The following is a 21501-nucleotide window of genomic DNA, read 5'->3' as shown; positions in this document are numbered from 1 at the left end:
GGCGAACGGCGTCAGTGCATGCCACGGCTCCGCCGCAGTAAACCGGGCACTCCGGGCATTTCCCGGCGAAGGTCCGGCCGCGGATTCAGCTACTACCACCCGGACGGATCGCTTATTTCGGGCGGGGAGCGCAAACGCCTCGACGCGATGGCGATACCTCCTGCATGGGCCGATGTCTGGATATGTCCGTTCGAGAACGGGCATATCCAGGCAATGGGAGTGGACGACGCCGGACGTAGCCAATACATCTACCATCCTGAGTGGCGTGCCCGCCAGGATACTGAAAAGTTCGCCCGGGCCGCGCGGCTTGGGTCCATCCTGCCGCAGGCGCGCCGCCTGGTCTCCAGGCATCTGCGGGAGTCACCTTCCGAGAAGACTAAAACCTTGGCCGCGGCCGTACGGCTCATGGATCTCGGTGCCTTGCGCGTTGGTTCCGATGGCTACGCGCGCCGCAACGGCTCATACGGGCTCACCACGCTGAGGTGCAGACACGTGAAGGTCAACGGGGAAACGGTCTCCCTGCATTTCCCGGGGAAAAGCGGCCAAACCTGGGATTCCACCATCGAGGACCCGGTGCTCGCCCGATTCCTCGGACCCTTGGCAGGCAGGCCAGGCAAGGAGCCCCTACTGGTCTTCCAGAATGGTGAGGGAAGCGTCTCCCTGAATGCCGCGATGGTCAACGAGTACCTTCGCCACATCACCGGCGGCGACTACACGGCCAAGGACTTCCGCACGTGGAAAGGCACTGCAGCGGCCGGAATGGCGCTCGCAGGCCCGGCTTCAAAAGTGCCTGCCCGCAAACGAGTCCTCGAAGCAATCAAGCAAACCGCCGAACTTCTCGGCAACACGCCAACGGTGGCGAGGGCAGCCTACGTCGATCCTCGGATCGTGGAGGGTTTCCTGGCGGGTGATCTCGAACAGCTCAAGGCCAGCGAGTCGGATATCGCGGCCTACTTGGGGTCACTGCCTTGAATAATTTGCCCTGAAAAACAAAAGAGCATGCTCCCCGTTGGCTACGAGGGATGGACAGATGAGGAATATGTCCATCCCCGAGTGCCAAGGGAGAGCATGCTCAGGGGGGTTACTCGGCGTCGTGGTCCGTTTCGAGGATCTTCACGAGGCGGTCCAGGGCTTCGTCGGCCCCGGCACCTTCGGCGCGCAGGACAACGACGTCGCCGAATGAAGCTCCGAGGCTCATCAGGGAGAGGATGCTCGCGGCATCCATGGCGTCGTCGGCGGGCTCGCCTTCGCGGGCGATGGTGACCTCGATGTCCAGCTCGCCGGCGGCTTCGGCGAAGATGGCTGCCGGGCGTGCGTGCAGGCCGACGCGGCTGGCGATGGTGGCGGTACGTTCGGACATTGTTGCTCCTTCGATTGTGGGCTTGGGGAAAGTCTAGAGACCCAACTCGTCCAGGATAGGCAGCTGGGCGCGAACGGCTTGGCGCGCGGCGGATGCACTCGGGGCGGACAGCGCCGTCGTCGCGAGCTGTTGGGCCTGCGCCACGGTGACGGTTGCCAGGACAGCGGAAACGGCAGCCAGGGCGCGGGCGCTCATGGAAAGCGTCGCGACGCCCAGTCCAACGAGTACGACGGCGAGGGCGGGGTCCGCGGCTGCCTCGCCGCATACTCCCACCGGCCGGAGGTTGCCGCCCGAGCTGGCGGCAGCGGCGCCGTCGGCGGTCAACTTCACGAGCTGAAGCACGGCCGGCTGCCAGGGGTCGTTGAGAGTGGCGAGAGGGCCGAGTTGGCGGTCCGCGGCCATGGCGTACTGGGTAAGGTCGTTGGTTCCGAGCGAGGCGAAGCTGACTTCGCGCAGCACGGAGGCTGCGGTCAAGGCAGCCGACGGGACTTCGACCATGACGCCCGGGGTTTTCAATCCGGCGGCGGAGCAGAGTGCAGCGAAATGCGCTGCTTCCTCGGCCGTGGAGATCATGGGAGCCATGACCCACACTTCGGCCTGGTTGGCGGCCTCTGCTGCCGCGATTGCCGCCAGTTGGCGTTCGAGGACGCCGGGGGACGTGAGGTCGGTGCGGTACCCGCGGACACCCAGCGCAGGGTTGGGCTCGTCCGCGTTGGTGAGGAACGGCAGGGGCTTGTCTGCCCCTGCGTCGAGGGTTCGGACCACCACTTTCTTGCCCGGGAAAGCAGCGAAGACGGCGCCGTAGGCGGCGATCTGCTCCTCGACGGTGGGTTCGTCGTCGCGATCCAGGAAACAGAATTCGGTGCGCAGCAGACCGACGCCCTCGGCACCGGCGTCGGCGGCCTTGACGGCGTCGGCACCCGTACCGACGTTGGCGAGCAGCGGAACCCGGAACCCGTCGGCCATGACGTTGCTCCCGCTGAACGCGGCAACGGTGGACGCCTGGGTGGCCCAAGCCTTGGCCGCAAGGCGGAGTTCCTCACCAGGGTCAACCGTGATGGTGCCGGCAGCGCCGTCGAGGTAGACCTCCGTGCCGTCCCCGAGCTCGTCGACACCCGGGGCGGCGACGATCGCGGGCAGGCCGAGGGCGCGGGCCAGGATGGCGGTGTGGGACTGGGGGCCGCCGCTGGAGGTGATCAGGGCGATCACCTTGGCGGGGTCAAGGGTGGCGGTGTCTGCCGGGGCGAGGTCTTCGGCGGCCAGGATGAACGGAACGTCGGACGCCGGGATGCCCGGCGCGGGCAAACCGCGCAGTTCAGAGACGATGCGGGCGCGGACGTCCAGGACGTCGGCCACGCGTTCTGCCATGTAGCCGCCAAGGGCCTTCAACGAGTCTGCAACCGTTGCAGCGGCCTCCCAGATGGCCCGTTCGGCGGTGCGTGCGCCGCCCGGAGCCTCGGGGGAGAGGAGCCTGATGGCCGATTTCACCAGCATGGGATCGGCGGCCATCAGGGCTGTTGCTTCCAGGACCTCTTTGCCTTCGCTGGACGCCGTCGCGGCCCGGGCACGGAGTTCCGCCTGCACGGCCTTGGCGGCATCCTTGATGCGCTGGGCCTGCGATTCGACGGTAACGTCCGCAGGAATATTGACGTTCTCACGGGGCTCTTGCACCGGCTTCGGCATCTGCCGGACCGGCCCCAGAACACGCCCCGGGGCAACGCCTACACCTGAAAAGGTCTGCATGGAATAGTCCTCTACTTGCTTATTGGCGGGTTGTTCAGGCCGCGACGGGAACAGGAGCCTGCTCTGCCTCGACCGGCTTCCGGACCGCCCAACGCTTGAGCGCGAGCAGGACCAGGGCGGTGACGACTACGCCGACTGCGATCGATGCGATGAACATGAACACGTTGCCGATAGCGAAGAAGACGAAGATGCCACCGTGGGGTGCCTGGGAGGTAACTCCGAAGGCCATGCTCAGCGCACCGGTCACGGCGCCACCCACCATGCTTGCGGGGATCACGCGGAGCGGGTCGGCAGCGGCGAACGGGATGGCGCCTTCAGAGATGAAGGAAGCACCCAGCAGCCAGGCGGCCTTGCCATTCTCGCGCTCGGCGAGGCTGAAGCCCTTCTTGTTGAGCACGGTTGCCAATGCCATGGCGAGCGGCGGCACCATCCCGGCGGCCATGACGGCAGCCATGATCTGGAGCGGGGCCGGGTTGGCGAGGCTGCCGGCGCCGAGGCCGGCTACGGCGAAGGAGTACGCAACCTTGTTGACCGGACCGCCCAGGTCGAAGCACATCATGAGGCCAAGGATGATGCCAAGCACGATCGCCGAAGTACCGGTCATCCCGGAAAGCCAGGTGCTGAGGCCCTTGGAGATGGCCGCGATCGGGCCGCCGAGGAAGAGGAACATGGCGCCCGAAGCGACGATCGAGGCGACGAGCGGGATGATGACCACGGGCATGAGGCCGCGCAACCAGCGTGGAACGGAGAACGTGCCGATCCAGTGTGCCGTGAGGCCAGCGAGCAGGCCACCTACCAGGCCACCGAGGAAGCCGGCGCCCATGTAGCCGGCGACAGCACCGGAGACGAAGCCCGGGGCGATACCAGGCCGGTCCGCGATGCCGTAGGCGATGTAGCCAGCCAGGGCAGGGACGAGGAAGCCGAGGGACAACGCGCCGATCTTGAACAGCACGGCTCCGAGGTAGGCGCCGAACGGACCCCATGCATGGACCGGGTAATCGGTGGGCAGGTTGACGAGGGTGTTCGCGGCAAGGATCTTGTCCGCAACTCCGGCGATTTCGTAGCTGCCCAACAGGAAGCCGAGGGCTATCAGCAGGCCGCCACCGGCGACGAACGGGATCATGTAGCTGACGCCGGTCAGCAGGACCTTCTTGACCTTGGTGCCGAGGTGCTCGCTTGCAGCTGCGGATGCCTGTTCGGCGCTCTCTTCGGCACCGAAATGCGGGACGCGGTGTGCATGTGGGTCGGATGCGGCGGCGAGGGCTTCTTGCACCATCTTGGCCGGCTCGTCAATGCCGCGCTTCACGGGAGCGTTGATGACGGGCTTGCCCGCGAAGCGTTCCTTGCCGCGGACATCGACGTCGACCGCGAAGATCACGGCGTCAGCAGCGGCAATCACAGCCGGGTCCAACGCGGTGAATCCGCCCGAGCCTTGGGTTTCAACCTGCAGGTCGACGCCCGCTTCCTTGGCAGCGGCCACGAGGGAATCGGCTGCCATGTAGGTGTGGGCGATGCCAGTGGGGCAGGCCGTGACGGCGACGATGCGCTTCGGGGCCGCGGCAGAAGCGGCACTCGCCGAAGCCGGGGCGGCCTCGGTGGCCTGTGCCGCCGACCCTGCCGTATGGGCAGCCGGCTTGTCTGCCAGTGCGCCGTCAACCAGATCGACGATGTCCTGCTCGGTGGCAGCCGCACGCAGGGCCGCAGTGAAGTCCTTCTTGATGAGGGAACGGGCCAGCTTGGAGAGCAACTTCAGGTGCTCCTGGTCCGCTCCTTCCGGAGCAGCGATGAAGAAGATGATGTCCGCGGGGCCATCCTTGGCACCGAAGTCCACCTTGTTCGAGAGGCGGGCCATCGCAAGGGCGGGCTCGGTTACTGCGATTGAGCGGCAGTGCGGGATGGCGATGCCGCCGGGTACGCCCGTGGCAGTCTTTTGCTCGCGGGCGAAGGCGTCCGCGAAGAGCCCTTCAACCTCGGAGGCGCGCCCGGCTGCGGCAACTTTGCCTGCCAGGAAGCGGATGACATCGGCGGGGGAATCGCCGAGGTTCTGGTCGAGGGCGACCAGTTGGGGGGTGATGAGCTGGGTCACTGTTAGTCCTTCTGAAGGGCCGTGATGGTAACGGCGTCGGGAGTTGTTTGGTGGACCGCCGGGACAGTGGAGCCCGGCAGCGAAGCAGCGGCGGCACCATGTGCCACAGCCTGACGGAGGCAGTCCTGCGAGGTTCCGCCGTTGGTGGCGGCCAGCAGATAGCCAGCAAGGGATGAATCGCCGGCACCAACTGTGCTGACGGCTTGGATCGGCGGATGCGTGGCGAACCACGCGCCGTCGGCGGTTACCAGGACGGCGCCCTTGGAACCGAGTGTTGCGAGTACTGCACCCACACCGCTGGCGACGACGGCGGCAGCGGCCCTGGCGGCAAGGCCCGGGTCCGCTTCCAGTTCGTCAGCCGTGTGGACGTCTGTGAGGCCTGCTGCGGCGGCCAGTTCGGCCAGTTCTTCCGCGTTGGGCTTCAGGAGATCGGGCTTGCCGCTGATGCCGTTGGAATCGCCACTGATGGCGGCTGCCAGCGGGGCGCCGGAGGAATCGATTGCGATAAGCGGGGCGTCGCCGTCGTGCGTTGAACGGAGCCTGCGGGCGACCGTGGCGTAGAAATCCGCCGGAACTCCTGGTGGGAGCGATCCGGCGAGTACCACCCAGCTGGCGCCACGGGAGCGGTCCAGCAGCAGCCCGATCAGGGCTTCCTGCTCGTCCAGGCTCAACTCCGGGCCGGGTTCGTTGATCTTGGTGGTGACGCCGTCCGGTTCGGTGAGCGTCACATTGCTCCGCAGCGGCGCGCTGATGGGAAGCGCCGCGTAGGGGACGCCGTCGTCGAGCAGTCCGGCGAGGACGGGATCGGAATCCCCGCCCGGCAAGACAGCAACGGTGTCCAGGCCCGAGGCGACAAGCGCCCGGGAGACATTGACGCCCTTGCCGCCGGAGTGCTGGTGGACGGCGACGGCGCGTTGAACCTCGCCGCGGGCCAAGGGGGCCGGGAGCTCCACGGTGCGGTCCAAGCTCGGGTTGGCGGTCAGGGTGACGATCATGCGATCACCACGTCGACGCCGGCCTCAGCCAACGCGGCAGAGAGCTCTTCAGAGGGTTCGTGGTCAGTAATCACGGTGTCCACATCTTTTAGGGCGGCGAACTGGACGAGGGTTTCCGCGTCCAGTTTGGAGGAGTCCGCGAGGACGACGACGCGCCGTGCGGACGTGACGAAGGCGGCCTTGACGGCGGCTTCTTCGGGGTCAGGGGTGCTGAGCCCGAACGTGGCGTGGATACCGTTGGCGCCGACGAAAGCGATGTCCGGGCGGAGCCGGGAAGCGGCCTCGACCGTGGACTGGCCGACGGCGGCCTGGGTGAGACCGCGGACGCGGCCGCCCAGGATCTGGAGTGCGATGTGCGGGTTGCCGGAAAGCCGTCCGGCAATGGGGATGGCGTGGGTGATAACCACCAGTTCTTCACGCGGGGCGTTCCCGTTCAGGGACGCCGTGCGCTGGGCGGTCCGCTGGTCGAGTAAACGGGCGAGCGCTTCCGTGGTGGAGCCGGCATCGATCAGGATGCTGCCGGCTCCGTTCTCGGGGATGAGGGCAAGGGCGGCCTCGGCGATGCGGACCTTTTCCGGCTGGCGCTGGATGGCCCGCTCAACCACGCTTTCCTCGCGGGTGCTGAGGCGGTCCGACGGGACGGCCCCGCCGTGGACGCGGCGAAGGTTGCCGGCGGATTCGAGGGCAGCGAGGTCACGGCGGACCGTCTCTGTGGTGATGCTGAATCGGTCTGCAAGGTCCGTGACGCTGACCCGCCCACGCTCGGCGACGAGCTCGGAGATCAGCTGTTGGCGCTCCTCGGCGAACACATACCCTCCATTGCGTACAAGCTGTAAGTACACCAGTGACAGTCATCACATGATGTGGAATTGCTTGACTCTATCTTTGTTCATGTTGGTCTGTCAACAGAAAACAACATAAACAAAGATCTTTGCTTTGGTTTGGGTTTGTTGAGGTGTGGTTTGGGTGCTAACGCCGGACCGGAGGCCGCCCTATGGCCACTCGATCTCCCCTAGGCCCGGGTAGTCGATGGGGAGGTTGTCCGGGTCTGGGGGATCGGGCAAGCGGGACTGGGTAGGGGAATCCGGTTCGTGCCGGTTCTTGTTCCTCTTTTGGTCCAGTCGATCGGAATCTTGCCCGGAGTCGTCTTCGGGCCGGCGCTGCTGTGTACTTTCAAGCTTCATGGTGTTTCCTTCGGGTAATGCTGCACGTTGTTGGCTAAGCAGGTATTTCCAGCTCGAACCCGCAACTGCATCTCAAGACCTTGGTGTGGAGCCGGGCTTCCGGGGGAGAGCTGCGCGATCGGGGCACGCCCGTCTGCGGTGCCCTGAAGCTTCGCAGCGCGGTTTTCACCTCACGGAGTGGTTCGCTGCAATGGAAATAGTGGCTTCCGAACTCCAGGAGGCCATCCTGAATCCCCCGACGATTCAGGATGGCCCCCGCCTGCTGGACGGTGGCCGCGTGGCTATAGGAAAACCCGCAGGAAGTGCACGTGTAGAACACGGCAAGCTGTTGGGAAGACCTTGGAGACCGGGCCTGGATGGACTCGATGATCAGGTGCCTGTCCGTTCCGCAACGGGCACACCAAAGGGGGGCAGCCCCAGGCTGATGTGGTTCGTGGGGGACGGCGGATTCGGAGACGGTCGACATCGACTAGCTCCGCGCCGGTAACAGGCATTTGCTCATCAGGCAGCACCTTCACATTGAGTGACATGGCGCCCGGCTGCTTGAGCGAAAACAGGCCGAAGGCTCGGCCCCTGTCCGGAGTTCTGCACGGACTGTAGAAGAATTGTGCACTCTGTACCCCCGGCGCGCAAGACCGGCGGAACGTTTGTCCAGTTGGTGGACGCTGCATCGTGCGCCTTTTTCTGCCATTGCCGCCCTGCTGCTCGTAGACTGAGCCATGGACGAAATGGGCCTGAATGCCTCGGTAGTGGGACAACTCCAGGATTTGGTCATCGACAGTGAAGACGTCAGCGGCTTCCTCGAAGACCTTGCGGTGTTCACGGCCTCGTCGGTGTCCGCTGCGCGCGGCCAGGACGTCCTGTGCGGGGTCACGTTGAGCCGGCGCCGCCGATCGATGACGGTCGCGGGGAGCAGCCACGAAGCGCGCCTTATTGACGAAGTGCAGCAAGCCTATGGAGACGGGCCATGCCTCGAGGCGATGAGAACCGGGAAGTCCGTGCTCGTCCGGGATACGTCGACGGACTCCCGGTGGCCTGAATACTGTTCCACGATCGCAGAGCGCGGGCACTTGGCGGTGCTCTGCGTCCCCTTGCGCCTGGAAGAGGGCGCGACGGCGGCGATCAACCTTTTCGCTCCGCACTCCGATGCCTTCGACGAGGCCTCCATCCGCAGTTGCGAGCAATTCGCGAGCCAGGCAGAAAAGGCTCTGCGGCTGGCGGTCCGAATCGGTGCCAGGCAGCAACGCGCAGAGGACCTCGAGCAGGCCATGCGTTCCCGGACCGCCATCGATCTGGCAACCGGCGTCATCATGGGCCAGAACAGGTGCAGCCAGGAGGAGGCCTTCAGGATTCTAAGTAAGGCCTCGAACGGCAGGAACCAGAAACTGAGGGACGTTGCGGAATCCCTTCTCCAGTCCTTGACGAACGAAACGCCCGTCTCACACTTCGACGCATAGAGGGCCCCGCTAGCTGCGCTCCGCGATATTTTTGACGCTCTCCACGAGGCTGTCCCACATGCCCTTCGAATGCGACGCTTCTTCCGCGCTGGCGTTGTTGTCCTGCGCCAAGGTCAGCTTGGTCATCCCGCCTTCCGGCTCCAAAGTCCACGTCAGCGTGTGGTAGTTCCCGGGAGTGTCTTCTTGGTCGGACAACGGACTGAAATGGGTGTTTACCAGCCGCTTCCCTGGCTCGAACTCAAGGATGACACCCTTGTCCTCATAGTCTTTGCCCTTCCAGACCCCGCGCCAAACAATAGGTCCGCCAACCGTCCAGTCGGTGACCACCTCGGTCCCGAACATGAACTCCTTGATGGCCTGGGGATCGGTGAGTACCGACCACACCCGATCGGCGCTTGCATGGATCGTGATGGTTGAACTCGCAATGAAGTTGCCTGCCATGTCCATCTCCTTTTCACGTGGTCGGCGTCCGGGCGCCGGCGCAACAGAGTCTACGCCCGGGAGCGACGGCCGGCGGAGAGATGCCGAATTGCGCTCTCCGTCACGTCAAGAGATTCAGGGTGTTTTCTCTTAGGCTCGCAGCACGTCTCAGAATTGTGGCTCTGAACTGCGGCGATAGTCGGATTTCGATGGTCGTTAGGCAGTTCGCCCTCGGGGTAGATGCAGCATCGTGCAGTTTGCCCACGTCCGGAAAAGCCGGGTCCGTAGCGTGATGTCTCACACATCGAGTTCCCATTCAGAACCATGAGGAGACATACATGCCGAACTACAGGGTGTCCATGGACATCGGTGGAACGTTTACCGACATTGTCGCTTACGATCAGCACGCCGGAACCTATACGGCCACCAAATCATCCACTACGCCGGGGAATCTGAGCGCGGGCGTCATCGCCGGCCTCGAGTCCATTGTCGACGACCTGTCCGACATCGAGTTCCTGGTCCACGGCACCACCCAGGGATTGAATGCCTTCCTTGAGCGTCGCGGCGTACCGGTGCTGCTGCTGGCCACCGCCGGAGTCGAAGACACTTATCACATTGCCCGCGGCCCGCGCCTTGAGCTCTACAACGCCCAGTACCGCAAGCCTTCCCCGCTGCTCGAGCGCAAGGATGTCATCGGTGTGGGAGGGCGCCTGGATGGGCAAGGCCTCGAGATCAGGCCATTGGACGAAGTTGCCGTCCGTCAGGCAGGCCGTCGGGCAGTGGCCGAAGGTTATGGCGCAGTCGCCGTCGCATTCCTGTTCAGCTACAAGAACCCCGCTCACGAACTTCGGGCCCGGGAAATCCTGCTCGAAGAACTAGGCGAAGATTTCACCGTTTCGCTTTCCCACGAGGCCGCGAAGGAATGGCGCGAATACGAGCGCACCTCATCCGCCGTCGTCGAGGCCTACACCGGACCAGTGGTCCGCAACTACCTCCTGGACCTCGAAAAGAAGCTCGGGGACCGCGGTGTGGAAGCCCCGCTGCACATCATGCAGTCCTCCGGCGGGGTGCTCACCGCTGAGTCCGCACGGAAGCGCCCGCTCCAGACCCTTCTCTCGGGCCCGGTCGGGGGCGCCATGGGCGACGTCGAACTGGCCGGCGTTTCGGGAAACCGCAACCTGATCGGCGTCGACATGGGCGGAACGTCCTTCGATGTCTCATTGGTAGTCGACGGCAAGCCCGACGTCTCCACGGAGGCACATCTTGAAGGCCTTCCAATGCTCATGAGCGTGGTCAATATTCACACCGTGGGCGCTGGCGGCGGCTCGGTCGCCTGGCTCGAAGCCGGTGGCCTCAGGGTCGGCCCGCGTTCCGCGGGAGCCACTCCCGGACCTGCCTGCTACGGACGTGGAGGCACGGAACCTACCGTCACCGACGCCAACCTGGTGCTGGGGCGCGTGGACCCTGACTGGTTCGCAGGCGGACAGGTGTCCTTGGACCGGGAAGCGGCGATCGCCGCCCTGAAAACGGTTGGCGACCGGCTCGGTCTGGACCCCATTGCCATGGCCGAAGGGATCTGCGACGTCGCCAACTCCCAGATGGCCCAGGCGATCCGGACCATCACGATCTCCCGCGGGATCGAACCCCGGGACTTCGCGCTCGTGGCATTCGGGGGTGCTGGTCCCATGCACGCAGTCTTCCTCGCCAAGGAACTGGGCATCCCGGAAACAGTCGTCCCCCGGTTCCCCGGAGCGTTCTCGGCCTGGGGCATGCTGCAGACCAACATCCGCAAGGACTTCTCGGAGCCGTATTTCTACCTCGACGAGGATATCGACGTGGCCCACATGGCCGGCGTGCTGCGGTCGATGGAGTCTGAGGGCCTGAGCTCCCTGGCCTCCGAGGGCGTGCCGGAGGACAGCCGCCTCACCAATGCATCAGTGGATGTCCGCTACCAATCGCAGGAATTCTCCCTGAACGTTCCGCTCGCCTCCGCTGACGAACCGGAATCCACCGACTTCGTTGCCGCGTTGGCCTCGCGTTTCTCAGCGATGTACCACGAGCGCTATGGGCATTCCAACCTCGGGGCGCCCATCGAAATCGTGGCGCTACGGACGCAGGCCGTCGGCGACCTGGGCCGTCTTGATGCGCCACGTTTCGCCACCGCACAGAGCGCTGAGTTCAAGCATGAAATCCGCCCGGTGGTGTTTGAGCACATCGAACACCAGACCACCGTGGTCCGCCGTGACGACTTGGCCGCCGGCCATGCCTTCGAAGGCCCCGCCATCATCGTGGAACAGACCGCCACAACCGTGGTGCCCCCCGGCTTCGACGTCATCGTCGACGAATTCGGCTCACTGATCATCCGCACTCAAGACGTCGAAGGAAACTGAGGTACCAACAATGACAATCACTGCAGTCAAGACCCTGGATCCAGTCACCGTGGAGATCATCCGCAACGCGCTCACCAGCGCCGCGGACGACATGAACGCCACCCTCATCCGCTCCGCCTACTCACCCATCCTTTACGAAGGAGGGGACTGCGTCGTGGCGCTCCTGGACACCGAGCACCGCGTGCTCGGACAGTCCGCTGGGCTGCCACTGTTCTTGGGCAACCTGGAAACCTGTTCCATCGCGGTGGAAGAACTGTACGGCCGCGACGTCTGGAAGGAAGGGGACGTCTGGATCCTCAACGATTCCTATCTTGGCGGAACCCACCTGAACGACGTCACCATTTTTGCCCCGATCTTCGACGATGGCGCTGTGGTCGGCTTCGCAGCCACCCGTGCGCACTGGATGGACATGGGCTCCAAGGACGTCGGCGGTTCCATGGATGCGACGGACATCTTCCAGGAGGGCTTCCGGATGGGCCCGGTCAAACTGATCGAGGCAGGCATTGAAACCTCCGTCGTGGATCTGATCCGAACCAATGTCCGCTTCCCCTACCAGACCATCGGTGACATGCACGCGATGATCGCCGCCCTTCGGATGGGCACCACCCGGATGAAGGAGCTCGTGGGCCGTTACGGGATGGACCAACTGGACGCTGCCCGGGATGAGATCTTCCGTCAGACGGAGGAAATCGAGCGCGAGACCGTCCGCAACATTCCCGACGGCGTCTACGAAGCCGAAGGCGTCCTGGACAACGACGGCATCAACCTGGACACCCCGATTCCGATCAGGCTAAAGATCACAGTCTCTGGCGACACCGTTGATTTCGACGTAACCGGATCGGCTGACCAGACCATGGGGCCCGTCAACTGTGGCGCCGCCCAGGCAGTCTCCGCACTGCGGGTCGGCTACAAGCTCCTTGTCAGCCCGGACTCCAACTCGAACGGCGGGTCTTTCCGGCCGTTGACCACCCAGGTGCGTTCAGGTTCAGTTCTCGGCGCGGTGGCGCCAGCCCCGTGCCAGTGGTACTTCTCCCACCTCGGACTACTGATCGACCTGGTTTCCAAGGCCATGGCACCGGCCATGCCCGAGCGGGTTGCCAGCGCCAGCCACGGCGACTCGATGATCATCACTGCAGCCGGTTTCGATCCTCGCTTCGGCCGGAACTTCGTGACCATGGAGGCCACACTGGGCGGTTGGGGAGCCTGGCAAGGCACCGACGGCGAGTCCGCGATGATCAACAACGTCAACGGCTCCCTCAAGGACCTGCCCATCGAAATGATGGAGACCCGCTACCCATTCCGCATCAACGAATACTCCATCCGACCCAACTCCGGCGGCCCCGGCCAGTGGCGCGGCGGAAACGGAGTCATCCGTGAATACGAGTTCCTGGCCGACTGCGTCGTGGGGCTCTGGTTCGAAAGGTCCAAGACCCCGGCCTGGGGACTGTTCGGCGGCTCAGACGCCCAAGGGCCCGAGGTTGTGTTCAACCCAGGTCGCAGCGATGAGGTCCGCACTCTGAAAGCCAACGCCCGCAAGGTCAAGGCCGGCGACATCGTCCGGCTCGCAGTCGGCGGCGGCGGCGGCTTCGGGGACGTCTCCCAGCGCTCCCCGGACGAGATCACCTACGACATCGTCAACGGCTTCATCACCGAGGACTTCGCCAAGACCCACTACGGATACTAAGCCCCGCCCACAGAAGGACACCCAATGAAAAACATAAAGAAATCAGCCGCAGCCGCGGCGCTCATCGGGCTAGCGCTCCTGACGTCAGCCTGCACCCCACCCACGCAAGCGGCCGCGGGACCAGCTTCGACGGCGGACGCCGGCAAACCCCTCAACGTCGGATTCTTCGGCTTCGCCAAGTCGAACGGCTTCGCCCAAGGAACCTTCCTCGGCGTCCAGCAGGCGGCCAAGGCCAACAACGCCAGCGCTACGTTCGTGGACCCCAACTTCAACGCCCAGACCCAGGTCCAGCAGATCCAGGACGCGGTCACCTCAAAACAGTTCGAGGTGATCGTTATCCAGGCGAACGACAACCAGGCCCTCATTGCGCCACTGCAGCAGGCCGTCCAAGCTGGCATAACGGTGGTGGTCGAGTTCTCCGTTATCGGTCCGAAGTTCGACACTATCCAGCCCCAGGTCCCCGGTGCGATCAGCATCGTTGACCTTCCCACCAGCAACGGCAAGATGCTCGGCCAAATGGGCAAGGATGCCTGCGCCAAAGTCTCCAAAGACACCTGCAAGGTGGCCTACCTCGAGGGATTCAAGTCCCTGCCGCTGGATAACGCCCGGACCGAAGCAGTGAAAGCTGAGCTGGCCACTGATCCGAAGATCAAGCTGGTGGCCAGTGTCGAAGGCGGATACACCCAAGACAGCGGCCGGCAGGCGTTCCAGAACGTTTCCCAGGCCAACCCGGACGTCGATGTCGTCATCGGTGCATCCCAGGCGATCACGGGTGCGGCCGCTGCGGCTGGCAATAGCAACATCAAGTTCATTGGCAACGGTGCATCTACTTCGAATGTCGAGGCCGTCCGATCCGGTAAATGGTTCTCCATCTACGTCAGCGACGTGGTGGCGAACGGCGCCAAGGCCACGGAACTCGGCCTTGCCAAGGCCCGGGGACAGCAGGTGGAGACGGCAGTGGACGAGGCGAGCTTGGCTCCCAACAAGGCCAAGGGCACCAAGGAAGCCCTCGACGCCGTGAACTACGTCTCGAAGTACTCTGACTAGCCGACTTATCACCCTCGTGGTCCTGTCTTGCCGGGGCTGAAATCCCGGCAGGGCAGGAGCCCCCGCCCCGGTCCCGGCAGGACCGGCCAAACGTCCATTCCATCTCCCGAGGTCAATATGGCTATACAACAGTTGGATACACCAGAGCGAGTCAATCGGAGTGCCGCTCCGGAAATCACCGTCTCCGGAATCGGAAAGCGGTACGGTGCCAGCACTGTGCTCCGCGATATCACGTTGTCGGTGGCTCCGGGGGAAATCCACGGCATCATGGGGGAAAACGGTGCTGGCAAGAGCACGCTGCTGAAGATCCTCGGCGGCGCCATCGCGGCAGATTTCGGCGTCGTCAAGCTTGATGACCGGGAGGTGAAGATCGCCGAGCCCAGGGACGCCATCGCACAAGGAATATCCCTTATATCCCAAGAGCTGGCACTCGTTCCTGGCCTTTCAGTGCTGGAGAACGTCTTCCTGGGCCGATGGGCCAACACAGGAAGCCTGCTCCGTTCGCGGCGGGACGCCGATCACTTGGAGCGCCTCCTGGCCGAGACCGGCTTTGAGCTTGACCCCCGGGCGATGGCGGGGGACCTCCCGATCGGTCAGCAGCAGCAGGTCGAAATCCTGAAAGCCCTCGCCCGTGGCGCCAAGGTGCTGTGCATGGACGAGCCGACGGCGGTCCTGAACGAGGCCGAGAAAGCAAAGCTGTTGAAGGTGATCAGGAGCCTCGCGCGTTTAGGCACCACCGTCATCCTCGTATCGCACTATCTGGAGGAAGTCCTGGGTCTAGTGGACCGAGTGACCATTCTCCGCGACGGACAGCACATCACCACTGAGGACGCCTCGGGGCACACGCCCGAGTCGCTCGTCGGCCTGATGGTCGGCAGGGAGGTCGATTTCCTCATTCCGGAGGTTCGGCCGGTACCCCCGGAAGCAAGAACGGTGGTCCAAGTGGCGGGACTGAGCAGCTCAAAAGTGAAAGACGTCTCCTTCACGGTCCGCCAAGGCGAAATCCTGGGTATCGCTGGCCTGGTGGGCAGTGGCCGCAGCGAGACCCTGCTCGCCATGTTCGGTGCTGATCGAACCACCAGTGGATATGTCCAGATCAACGGCCGACGCCTCCGTGCCAACTCCATCCGGCAAGCCATCAAAGCCGGAATGGCCCTCGTCCCCGAGTCGCGGAAAGAACAGGGCCTAGTCATGTGCCGGCCGGTGGACGAAAACATCGCTCTTTCCACCTTGTCGGGCCGATCACTGGGCGGTTTCGTCAGGGTAGCCCGGGAAAAGGCAGCCGTATCCGAAATCAGCCATTCCGTCGACCTGCGCGGCGCCCGCCGCGGCTCGCTAATTGCCGATTTGTCCGGAGGAAACCAGCAGAAGGCGCTCTTCGCCAAGTGGCTGCTCAATCCTCCGGCGGTGCTGCTGGTGGACGAACCCACGCGTGGTGTCGACATCGCGGCCAAGGCTCGCATCCACGGCATGATCGCTGACCTCGCAGCAAAGGGCACGGCTGTCGTCGTTGTCAGCTCCGAACTCGAGGAAGTCATCGGCCTATCCCACCGTATCCATGTCATGAGGCAAGGCCGCATCGTTGCTGAATTCGACCGGAACGCCTCCCGCGATGAAGTCATGGCTTCCGCATTTCTGAAATAGGTGAATCAAATGACCACAGTTACTGCTGCCGTGTCCGAGCCGGCCGAGAAGAAATTCAAGCTCAATGTCAGGGATTTCGGGATCGTCTTCGGACTGATCGCCATCATGCTGCTACTGACCCTCAATACCGGAACGTTCCTCACGGGCCGAAATTTCATCAACCTGTTCGACCAAGCTGCCATCGTGGGACTGTTGGCCGCTGCCGCCACACTGTGCATCGTCAGCGGTGTCTTCGATCTTTCCTCCACCGCAAACTTGGCTGTCTCCGCCATCGCCGGAGTGATGATCACCCAGCACTTAGGGGTGATCGCGGGATTCGTCGGCGCATTGTTGGTGGGAGCCGCCCTGGGAACCGTCACCGGCCTGATCGTGGTCAGTACGAAGGTGAATTCCTTCATAGGCACGCTGGCGGTGAGCATCATTTACCGCGGCCTGGCCATCGTGATCACGGGCGGAGCCATCGTCGCGCCGCTGCCCGAGCAACTTGCCGCCTTCCAGACGTGGACCTGGCCCAGTCTCTTCGGCCTCACTGCGGGCTCCGTGCTCATGGTAGCCATGACGATCGTCCTAGGCATCGTCCTCTGGCGCACTACGTTTGGCCGCAGGATTTACGCCGTGGGCGGCAACAAGGAAGCGGCACGCCTTAGCGGTATCCGCACCGGTTCCATCCACGTCGCCGTCTTTGCCATCAGCGGCCTGTGCTCCGCGATGGCCGGCATGATTCTTGCTTCGCGCGCAGGCTCAGCCCAGCCAGCCATGGCCATCGGCATCGAACTCACGGCCATTGCCGCCGTGGTCATCGGAGGCACCAGCATTCTCGGCGGACACGGTGCTATGTGGCGGGCATTCGTCGGAGTCATGATCCTGACCGTCATCGGCAACGGCTTCAACCTGCTCCACTGGGACACCACCTACCAGCAGGTTGTCACCGGCGTCCTCATCCTGCTTGCAGTCGCCGCGGACGGATTGTTCTTCCGCAAGCGCACGGGCTAGGCCCTATCGGGGGACGCTATATACATGGAACATGGTCATGACCCGGTGAGGGAACTGCGGCAGGCTGAACAGGAGGCCGAACAATGCGCATAGGGCTGCGGTTGCAGGGAACAAGCTGCCGGACCTTGGTGCTCGACGGGCACAGCGTGGTGGCCGCCGCGGCTGCGGAGCGATGCAGCACGCTTGCGGAGGCCGTCGACACCACCTTCGAAGAGCTTCGCCACGAGCTTGGTGCGGAAATTACGAAAGTAACGGATATTACCTCCGACGCCGGAAGCGTCCTCGCTGCGCGGAAACTAGCCTCGGTCATCGCGATCCGGATTTCGCCCCGCCCGCCTGCGGACGCGTTCCACGTGACTGGGCTGCCGGCACTCGTGGTACCCGTGGTGGCCCGGACAGTCCACGTCGGCGGAGGCCACGACCTGCGAGGACGCCCCCTCGCTCCGCTAGGTTTGGAGGCTTTCCTGGCCGAACTTCCGGACATCCTCTCCGGAGACGTACGGAACATTGCAATCACCTCCGTGGGGTCGACAGCGTCGAAGGATCACGAAACGCGCATTGCCGATGCCATCCTGTCCAGTGACAGCGAAATGCGCATCAGCATCTCCAGCGACTTCTATTCCAGTGTTTTCCGCGACCGTGACTACACAGCCATCCTCAACAGCGCCCTCATGGAAACAGGAGAGGACCTGGTCGCGATGCTGGAAGCGTCGGGACGGCGGCATTTTCCCTCCGCCACGATGTGGTTCGCCAAGAACGACGGCGGCCGCGCGCCGCTCGCGCGGCTGGCAGTGATTCCGATTCACGGGTTGCGCCCCGAACCCGCTATGCAGATCCTCGGCGCGGCTACCTTGGCCGGCGCCCCGGATGGGGAGGTCGTCATCTGTGCGGACTCTGGGGTCACCGTGGGCCAAATCCGCGGGGGTCTCCCTGCTACGCGAAGCGTCATCCGCCAAGGGTACGAGGCGAGCCTCGCCAGCAACGCCGCCGTCGTCGAACCGTACACGGCCGACCATCCGGTCCGCCCTGCGGTCCCCTCGGTGGTTGCGGACCTCCGAAGCGGGCAGGACACCCCGCTCCCGTTCGGGCTGGTTCCCACGCTGGCAGCTGAGCACGACGCCGCGCAGGTGGGCTCCGCCGTCGCGCCCCTGACCGCCTGGATCGACAGGTTGGAGACTGTTAGCGGTCGGGCGGACCTCCAGTTGGTGCAGCGTCGCGCGGAAGAAGATGCCGAGTCGGCAGCCGTTCAGTTGGGGGCGAGCCCCGGGCTCACGCGGATCATTGAATCGAACGTCTATGCCATGCCGTATGGCAACCCCGGCATCGTGCGGATCAGGGTCCAAGCCGCTGGTGAAGCCTCCGGGGACACGATTGAAGATGCCCCCGAAATACAAGGACGGGCACCCTTCGGGGCGGAAGAGGGTGTCATTCGATGAGCGCCCTGCTGACGGTGGAGGATGTCCGGCACCTGCGGACCGGCGCCCACTTCCTGGCCTGCACCATCGACCCGACAGCCATCTACGTTTACGCGGAGATGATTGAAAGGGCCATGGAAAACCGCGTGTTGGAACTCATCTCGATTGACGAGCTGGCCCCCGATGACCTCGTGGTTGCGATCGGAATGGTCACTCAGGGTCTCCTCATCGCGGATATGCCTCCTGTAGGTGATGAGTTCATCGGGTGCATCCGTGCCATCGAGGCCAACCTTGGCCGGCAGGTGCGGGCGATCTATTCGCTCGCCGCCGCCAACATCAACGGAATTGTTCCCCTTATGGTCGGGCTGCAGTCCTCGCTGCCGGTGATTGATTCCGACCCCATGGGCCGTGTATTTCCCTTGATCAGCCAAACAACGCTGAACATCGGCCACGTCCCCATCAGTCCGATCGCCCTCATGGGAGTTACCGGCGAACGGGCTGTGGTGGAGGCTGAGAACCCGCAGCGGGCCGAAACCCTGGTGCGGGCACTCGTCACGGAGATGGGTGGGTGGGCCGCTACAGCCATGTATCCGTGCTCAGCGGGCCAAATGCGCGAGCACGGAGTCCACGGCTCCATCAGCCGGATGATCCGAATCGGGGAGATTCTCGACGGCGAAACGTCGGTTGGACGCAAGTTCCAGCAGCTCGCTGAATTTCTGGGTGCCACCCGGATTGCCCGGGCCCGGGTGAGTCACGTCGAAGGCCTGTCGCGCCCTTCGGACCTAGGCCTTCCGGCGCTGCCGTCCAGCGTGACGCTCGTGGACGAACGATCCGGGCAGATCATCCGCTTGGAGATCCAGAACGAAATCTTGCTGGCCCTCGTCGACGGCGCCATCGCAGCTGCCGTCCCGGACATCGTCTCGCTGCTCAACTCCGAGCACGGCACGGTCGTCAACATCGACGATGTGCGGGTGGGCGATGTCATTGACGTCCTGAAGATCAAGGCCGCGGCGCAGTGGTACTCGGAGGCAGGCCTTGATCTTGCTGAACCAAAGGCCTTTGGTATTCCGATCGAGCACCCAAGGCGGCAACATGCGTAGGTCGAAAAGCGAGAACCATCTGGATGTCGCCGCGCTCCTGGCGCACGGCTCCCTCCGCGGCACCACCCCGCTGTATCTCACTCCGTCCAGCGCGGCAATCGATGGCGTCGTTCTTGTCTCCCAGCTCGATGCCATCCAGCGGGTGCGGCCCAACACCGTCATCGTCCTTTCAGCGGAGATGGGCTCCGGCGGCTGGCTGGTGTCCGCAGCTCTGCGGCACGCCTGGGAGCGGAAGGCCAGCGCCGTCGTCGTCGCTGGAAGTACCTACTCCAGCGCAGTGATCGGCCTCGCCGAGCGGCTGGGTATCACCTTGCTGGCCGCCGAGGGCGACACGTCAGGCATTGCCCTCGCACTCGCCGCTGAAATCGGCGCTGCCCTTTCCGTGGTGGACGCTGAGCTGGCGCGGTTTGCCCGAGCGGTCGCGAAGGACACGACCTTGGGAGCTGTCCTGAATACCATCTCCAGGGAGCTGGACGGTATTGAAATCTTGCTGGAGTACGACGGCGTGAGCCTGGCGTCCGCGGGAACGCCCACCCGGGAGGCAGTCGAAATCATCACCGTGGATGTTCGCGGTTCGAATAGCTCCATCCCGTCCAGGCTCACCGCGAGGGTACCAAGATCCGGAGTCCACAACCTGCAGCTCGTCCGGTCGATCCTCGAGGTGGCAACGCCGTCGGTAAACGCTGCGTGGCTGTTGGGAGATGTCCTCGACACTGCGCGTGCAGTACCCACGGCGGCCCTTGTCGGCTTGAACCACGACCCCGGCTCCTCCTGGACCACGTTCGTGGAACGTCACCGGCACTTGCTCTCCCAGCTGGGCTGGCGTGGGGAGGAGCAATATGTGGCCGTGTGGATCCGCAGGGCGTCGTTGGAAGCTCATCGCCCGGAGCTCACAGCGGTGCTGCGGTTGCTCTGGCGGAAGGTCACAGTCCGCAGCCCCCTGGCCGAAGTCCACGGTGGCTGGCTCGCCCTTGTTCCCGTCAGTTACCAAGAGTCGGCGGACCAGCTCGAAGCGCGGATCCGGGTCCGTCTCGGGAAGTCTTTAGAGGAACTGGGGCTGGGGGCAGGACTCTCTCGGTGGCGCGAGGAACCCGTGGCACTGCCGAATATCGTCCGTGAATCCCGTTTGGCCGCTGAATCCGCTCTCTCGACGGGACCCGGCACCGTGGCAGGCTTCGCCAACCTCGACGTTGCGGCGGCCGCGACGTTCGTCGATGAGGACTCGGTCCTGCTCGTGGCCGAACTGACGCTGCCGCTGCTCATGGCCAGCCCGGACAGAGACCTCGTCATTGCGGCTGCAGGGGCCTTCCTCGACCACCACGGCTCCGTCAGCCTCGCAGCAAGCTCCCTTGACCTGCACCGGAACACCCTGCAGAGCCGGCTAAACCGTGCCCGCGAACTGGGCGTCCCCCTCGACACCCCAGCCAAGCTCTTGTCCGTCCATCTCATCCTCAGCACACTTCGTCGCTCAATCCACAACAAGACGAGTTCCGCCAATCCCGGCTATAACCAGAAAGGACTCCCATGAGTTCCCAGTTCGAAAACTTTGACGATGTCTATGCCGCCGCACAGGAAACGCCCGGCGTCATCCTGTTCACCGCTTCCGTAGTCGCCGACGCAGGCACCAGCATGGCGCGCATTTACACAAGCCACCCGGGGGTCTACCCCGTGGGCGGAAGGAAGACCCTGGGCGGGGACACCAACCCGGTGTGGCTCGAGCAGGTCCTCAAGGGCCAGCAGCCGTTCCTTGGGGCGGACAAGGAAGCAGTCCGGGCATTCTTCTTCGACTCCGCGACCATTGAGTCGCTGGGTTGCGGCGCCATCGTCAACGTTCCAGTGGTAAGCAACGGTGAGACCATCGGATCCATGAACTTCCTTGCCGCTGAGGGTAGCTACGGGCAGACATCGGTGGATGCGGCCGTGGACATCGCCCAGCGCTCTGTCCCGCTGTTCGAACAAGCGATTGCCACCACTAACTAGGAA

At 64.1% G+C, this 21501-nt stretch carries 18 protein-coding genes; 11 read left to right on the top strand and 7 right to left on the bottom strand.

Features of this window, described 5'->3' with window-relative positions; all coding sequences use genetic code 11:
• Positions 1-18: 18 nt before the first annotated feature.
• Positions 19-972, top strand: a complete 954-nt coding sequence (locus VLA65_RS11555) for a DNA topoisomerase IB (RefSeq protein WP_307053866.1) — start codon at positions 19-21, stop codon at positions 970-972.
• A 109-nt stretch (positions 973-1081) separates the two neighbouring features.
• Here VLA65_RS11555 and VLA65_RS11550 read toward each other — a convergent pair whose 3' ends face one another.
• The 6 genes from VLA65_RS11550 to VLA65_RS11525 form a co-directional block, all read right to left on the bottom strand.
• Entirely contained in the window at positions 1082-1360 is a 279-nt protein-coding gene (locus VLA65_RS11550) for an HPr family phosphocarrier protein (RefSeq protein WP_059388405.1), read from the bottom strand.
• Between the two features lie 33 nt (positions 1361-1393).
• Positions 1394-3103, bottom strand: a complete 1710-nt coding sequence (ptsP, locus tag VLA65_RS11545; protein WP_332602576.1) for a phosphoenolpyruvate--protein phosphotransferase — start codon at positions 3101-3103, stop codon at positions 1394-1396.
• A gap of 34 nt (positions 3104-3137) precedes the next feature.
• On the bottom strand, positions 3138-5189 hold the full coding sequence (locus VLA65_RS11540) for a PTS fructose transporter subunit IIABC (RefSeq protein WP_332602575.1): 2052 nt from the start codon (positions 5187-5189) through the stop codon (positions 3138-3140).
• A gap of 2 nt (positions 5190-5191) precedes the next feature.
• Positions 5192-6184 carry a 1-phosphofructokinase family hexose kinase gene (locus tag VLA65_RS11535; protein ID WP_284990768.1) on the bottom strand — a complete coding sequence of 331 codons (993 nt, stop codon included), beginning with the start codon at positions 6182-6184 and terminating at the stop codon, positions 5192-5194.
• Positions 6181-6993, bottom strand: a complete 813-nt coding sequence (locus VLA65_RS11530; protein ID WP_284990903.1) for a DeoR/GlpR family DNA-binding transcription regulator — start codon at positions 6991-6993, stop codon at positions 6181-6183. Before VLA65_RS11530 ends, VLA65_RS11535 begins: the two co-directional genes overlap by 4 nt.
• A gap of 183 nt (positions 6994-7176) precedes the next feature.
• Positions 7177-7368 carry a hypothetical protein gene (locus VLA65_RS11525; RefSeq protein ID WP_332602574.1) on the bottom strand — a complete coding sequence of 64 codons (192 nt, stop codon included), beginning with the start codon at positions 7366-7368 and terminating at the stop codon, positions 7177-7179.
• Positions 7369-8087: 719 nt separating this feature from the next.
• On the opposite strand from VLA65_RS11525, the gene VLA65_RS11520 reads away from it, so the two are divergent.
• Positions 8088-8825, top strand: a complete 738-nt coding sequence (locus VLA65_RS11520; protein WP_059388409.1) for a GAF and ANTAR domain-containing protein — start codon at positions 8088-8090, stop codon at positions 8823-8825.
• 9 nt (positions 8826-8834) lie between these two features.
• Here the strand turns inward: VLA65_RS11520 and VLA65_RS11515 are convergent, their stop codons facing one another.
• Positions 8835-9266 (bottom strand): SRPBCC domain-containing protein, encoded by a 432-nt coding sequence (locus tag VLA65_RS11515; protein ID WP_332602573.1) that lies wholly within the window; start codon positions 9264-9266, stop codon positions 8835-8837.
• A 317-nt stretch (positions 9267-9583) separates the two neighbouring features.
• On the opposite strand from VLA65_RS11515, the gene VLA65_RS11510 reads away from it, so the two are divergent.
• From VLA65_RS11510 to VLA65_RS11470, 9 genes are all read left to right on the top strand, one after another.
• Entirely contained in the window at positions 9584-11635 is a 2052-nt protein-coding gene (locus VLA65_RS11510; RefSeq protein ID WP_284990765.1) for a hydantoinase/oxoprolinase family protein, read from the top strand.
• Positions 11636-11645: 10 nt separating this feature from the next.
• On the top strand, positions 11646-13319 hold the full coding sequence (locus VLA65_RS11505) for a hydantoinase B/oxoprolinase family protein (protein ID WP_332602572.1): 1674 nt from the start codon (positions 11646-11648) through the stop codon (positions 13317-13319).
• Positions 13320-13343: 24 nt separating this feature from the next.
• Positions 13344-14366, top strand: a complete 1023-nt coding sequence (locus VLA65_RS11500) for a sugar ABC transporter substrate-binding protein (protein ID WP_059388412.1) — start codon at positions 13344-13346, stop codon at positions 14364-14366.
• Between the two features lie 132 nt (positions 14367-14498).
• On the top strand, positions 14499-16010 hold the full coding sequence (locus VLA65_RS11495; protein ID WP_332602571.1) for a sugar ABC transporter ATP-binding protein: 1512 nt from the start codon (positions 14499-14501) through the stop codon (positions 16008-16010).
• A gap of 9 nt (positions 16011-16019) precedes the next feature.
• Complete coding sequence (locus VLA65_RS11490; protein WP_059388414.1) at positions 16020-17003, top strand: ABC transporter permease; 984 nt, start codon at positions 16020-16022, stop codon at positions 17001-17003.
• Between the two features lie 83 nt (positions 17004-17086).
• Complete coding sequence (locus VLA65_RS11485) at positions 17087-18439, top strand: methylhydantoinase (RefSeq protein WP_284990761.1); 1353 nt, start codon at positions 17087-17089, stop codon at positions 18437-18439.
• Positions 18436-19518, top strand: coding sequence for a DUF917 domain-containing protein (locus VLA65_RS11480; protein WP_284990760.1), 1083 nt, complete (start codon positions 18436-18438; stop codon positions 19516-19518). Before VLA65_RS11485 ends, VLA65_RS11480 begins: the two co-directional genes overlap by 4 nt.
• Positions 19511-21046, top strand: a complete 1536-nt coding sequence (locus tag VLA65_RS11475; RefSeq protein ID WP_332602570.1) for a helix-turn-helix domain-containing protein — start codon at positions 19511-19513, stop codon at positions 21044-21046. The genes VLA65_RS11480 and VLA65_RS11475 overlap by 8 nt, the downstream gene beginning before the upstream one ends.
• Positions 21043-21498 (top strand): hypothetical protein, encoded by a 456-nt coding sequence (locus VLA65_RS11470; RefSeq protein ID WP_059388418.1) that lies wholly within the window; start codon positions 21043-21045, stop codon positions 21496-21498. The genes VLA65_RS11475 and VLA65_RS11470 overlap by 4 nt, the downstream gene beginning before the upstream one ends.
• The last annotated feature ends 3 nt before the right edge of the window (positions 21499-21501 follow it).

Origin of the sequence: Arthrobacter sp. S2(2024) (genome assembly GCF_036662515.1) — a bacterium.
Taxonomy (GTDB): Bacteria; Actinomycetota; Actinomycetes; order Actinomycetales; family Micrococcaceae; genus Arthrobacter.
This window is presented reverse-complemented; position numbering and strand designations above follow the sequence as displayed.

Coding starts and splice junctions, on each gene's coding strand:
- VLA65_RS11555 (WP_307053866.1), top strand. CDS start 19: ATGCCACGGCTCCGCCGCAGTAAACCGGGCACTCCGGGCATTTCCCGG.
- VLA65_RS11550 (WP_059388405.1), bottom strand. CDS start 1,360: ATGTCCGAACGTACCGCCACCATCGCCAGCCGCGTCGGCCTGCACGCA.
- ptsP (WP_332602576.1), bottom strand. CDS start 3,103: ATGCAGACCTTTTCAGGTGTAGGCGTTGCCCCGGGGCGTGTTCTGGGG.
- VLA65_RS11535 (WP_284990768.1), bottom strand. CDS start 6,184: ATGATCGTCACCCTGACCGCCAACCCGAGCTTGGACCGCACCGTGGAG.
- VLA65_RS11525 (WP_332602574.1), bottom strand. CDS start 7,368: ATGAAGCTTGAAAGTACACAGCAGCGCCGGCCCGAAGACGACTCCGGG.
- VLA65_RS11520 (WP_059388409.1), top strand. CDS start 8,088: ATGGACGAAATGGGCCTGAATGCCTCGGTAGTGGGACAACTCCAGGAT.
- VLA65_RS11515 (WP_332602573.1), bottom strand. CDS start 9,266: ATGGCAGGCAACTTCATTGCGAGTTCAACCATCACGATCCATGCAAGC.
- VLA65_RS11510 (WP_284990765.1), top strand. CDS start 9,584: ATGCCGAACTACAGGGTGTCCATGGACATCGGTGGAACGTTTACCGAC.
- VLA65_RS11505 (WP_332602572.1), top strand. CDS start 11,646: ATGACAATCACTGCAGTCAAGACCCTGGATCCAGTCACCGTGGAGATC.
- VLA65_RS11500 (WP_059388412.1), top strand. CDS start 13,344: ATGAAAAACATAAAGAAATCAGCCGCAGCCGCGGCGCTCATCGGGCTA.
- VLA65_RS11490 (WP_059388414.1), top strand. CDS start 16,020: ATGACCACAGTTACTGCTGCCGTGTCCGAGCCGGCCGAGAAGAAATTC.
- VLA65_RS11485 (WP_284990761.1), top strand. CDS start 17,087: ATGCGCATAGGGCTGCGGTTGCAGGGAACAAGCTGCCGGACCTTGGTG.
- VLA65_RS11480 (WP_284990760.1), top strand. CDS start 18,436: ATGAGCGCCCTGCTGACGGTGGAGGATGTCCGGCACCTGCGGACCGGC.
- VLA65_RS11475 (WP_332602570.1), top strand. CDS start 19,511: ATGCGTAGGTCGAAAAGCGAGAACCATCTGGATGTCGCCGCGCTCCTG.
- VLA65_RS11470 (WP_059388418.1), top strand. CDS start 21,043: ATGAGTTCCCAGTTCGAAAACTTTGACGATGTCTATGCCGCCGCACAG.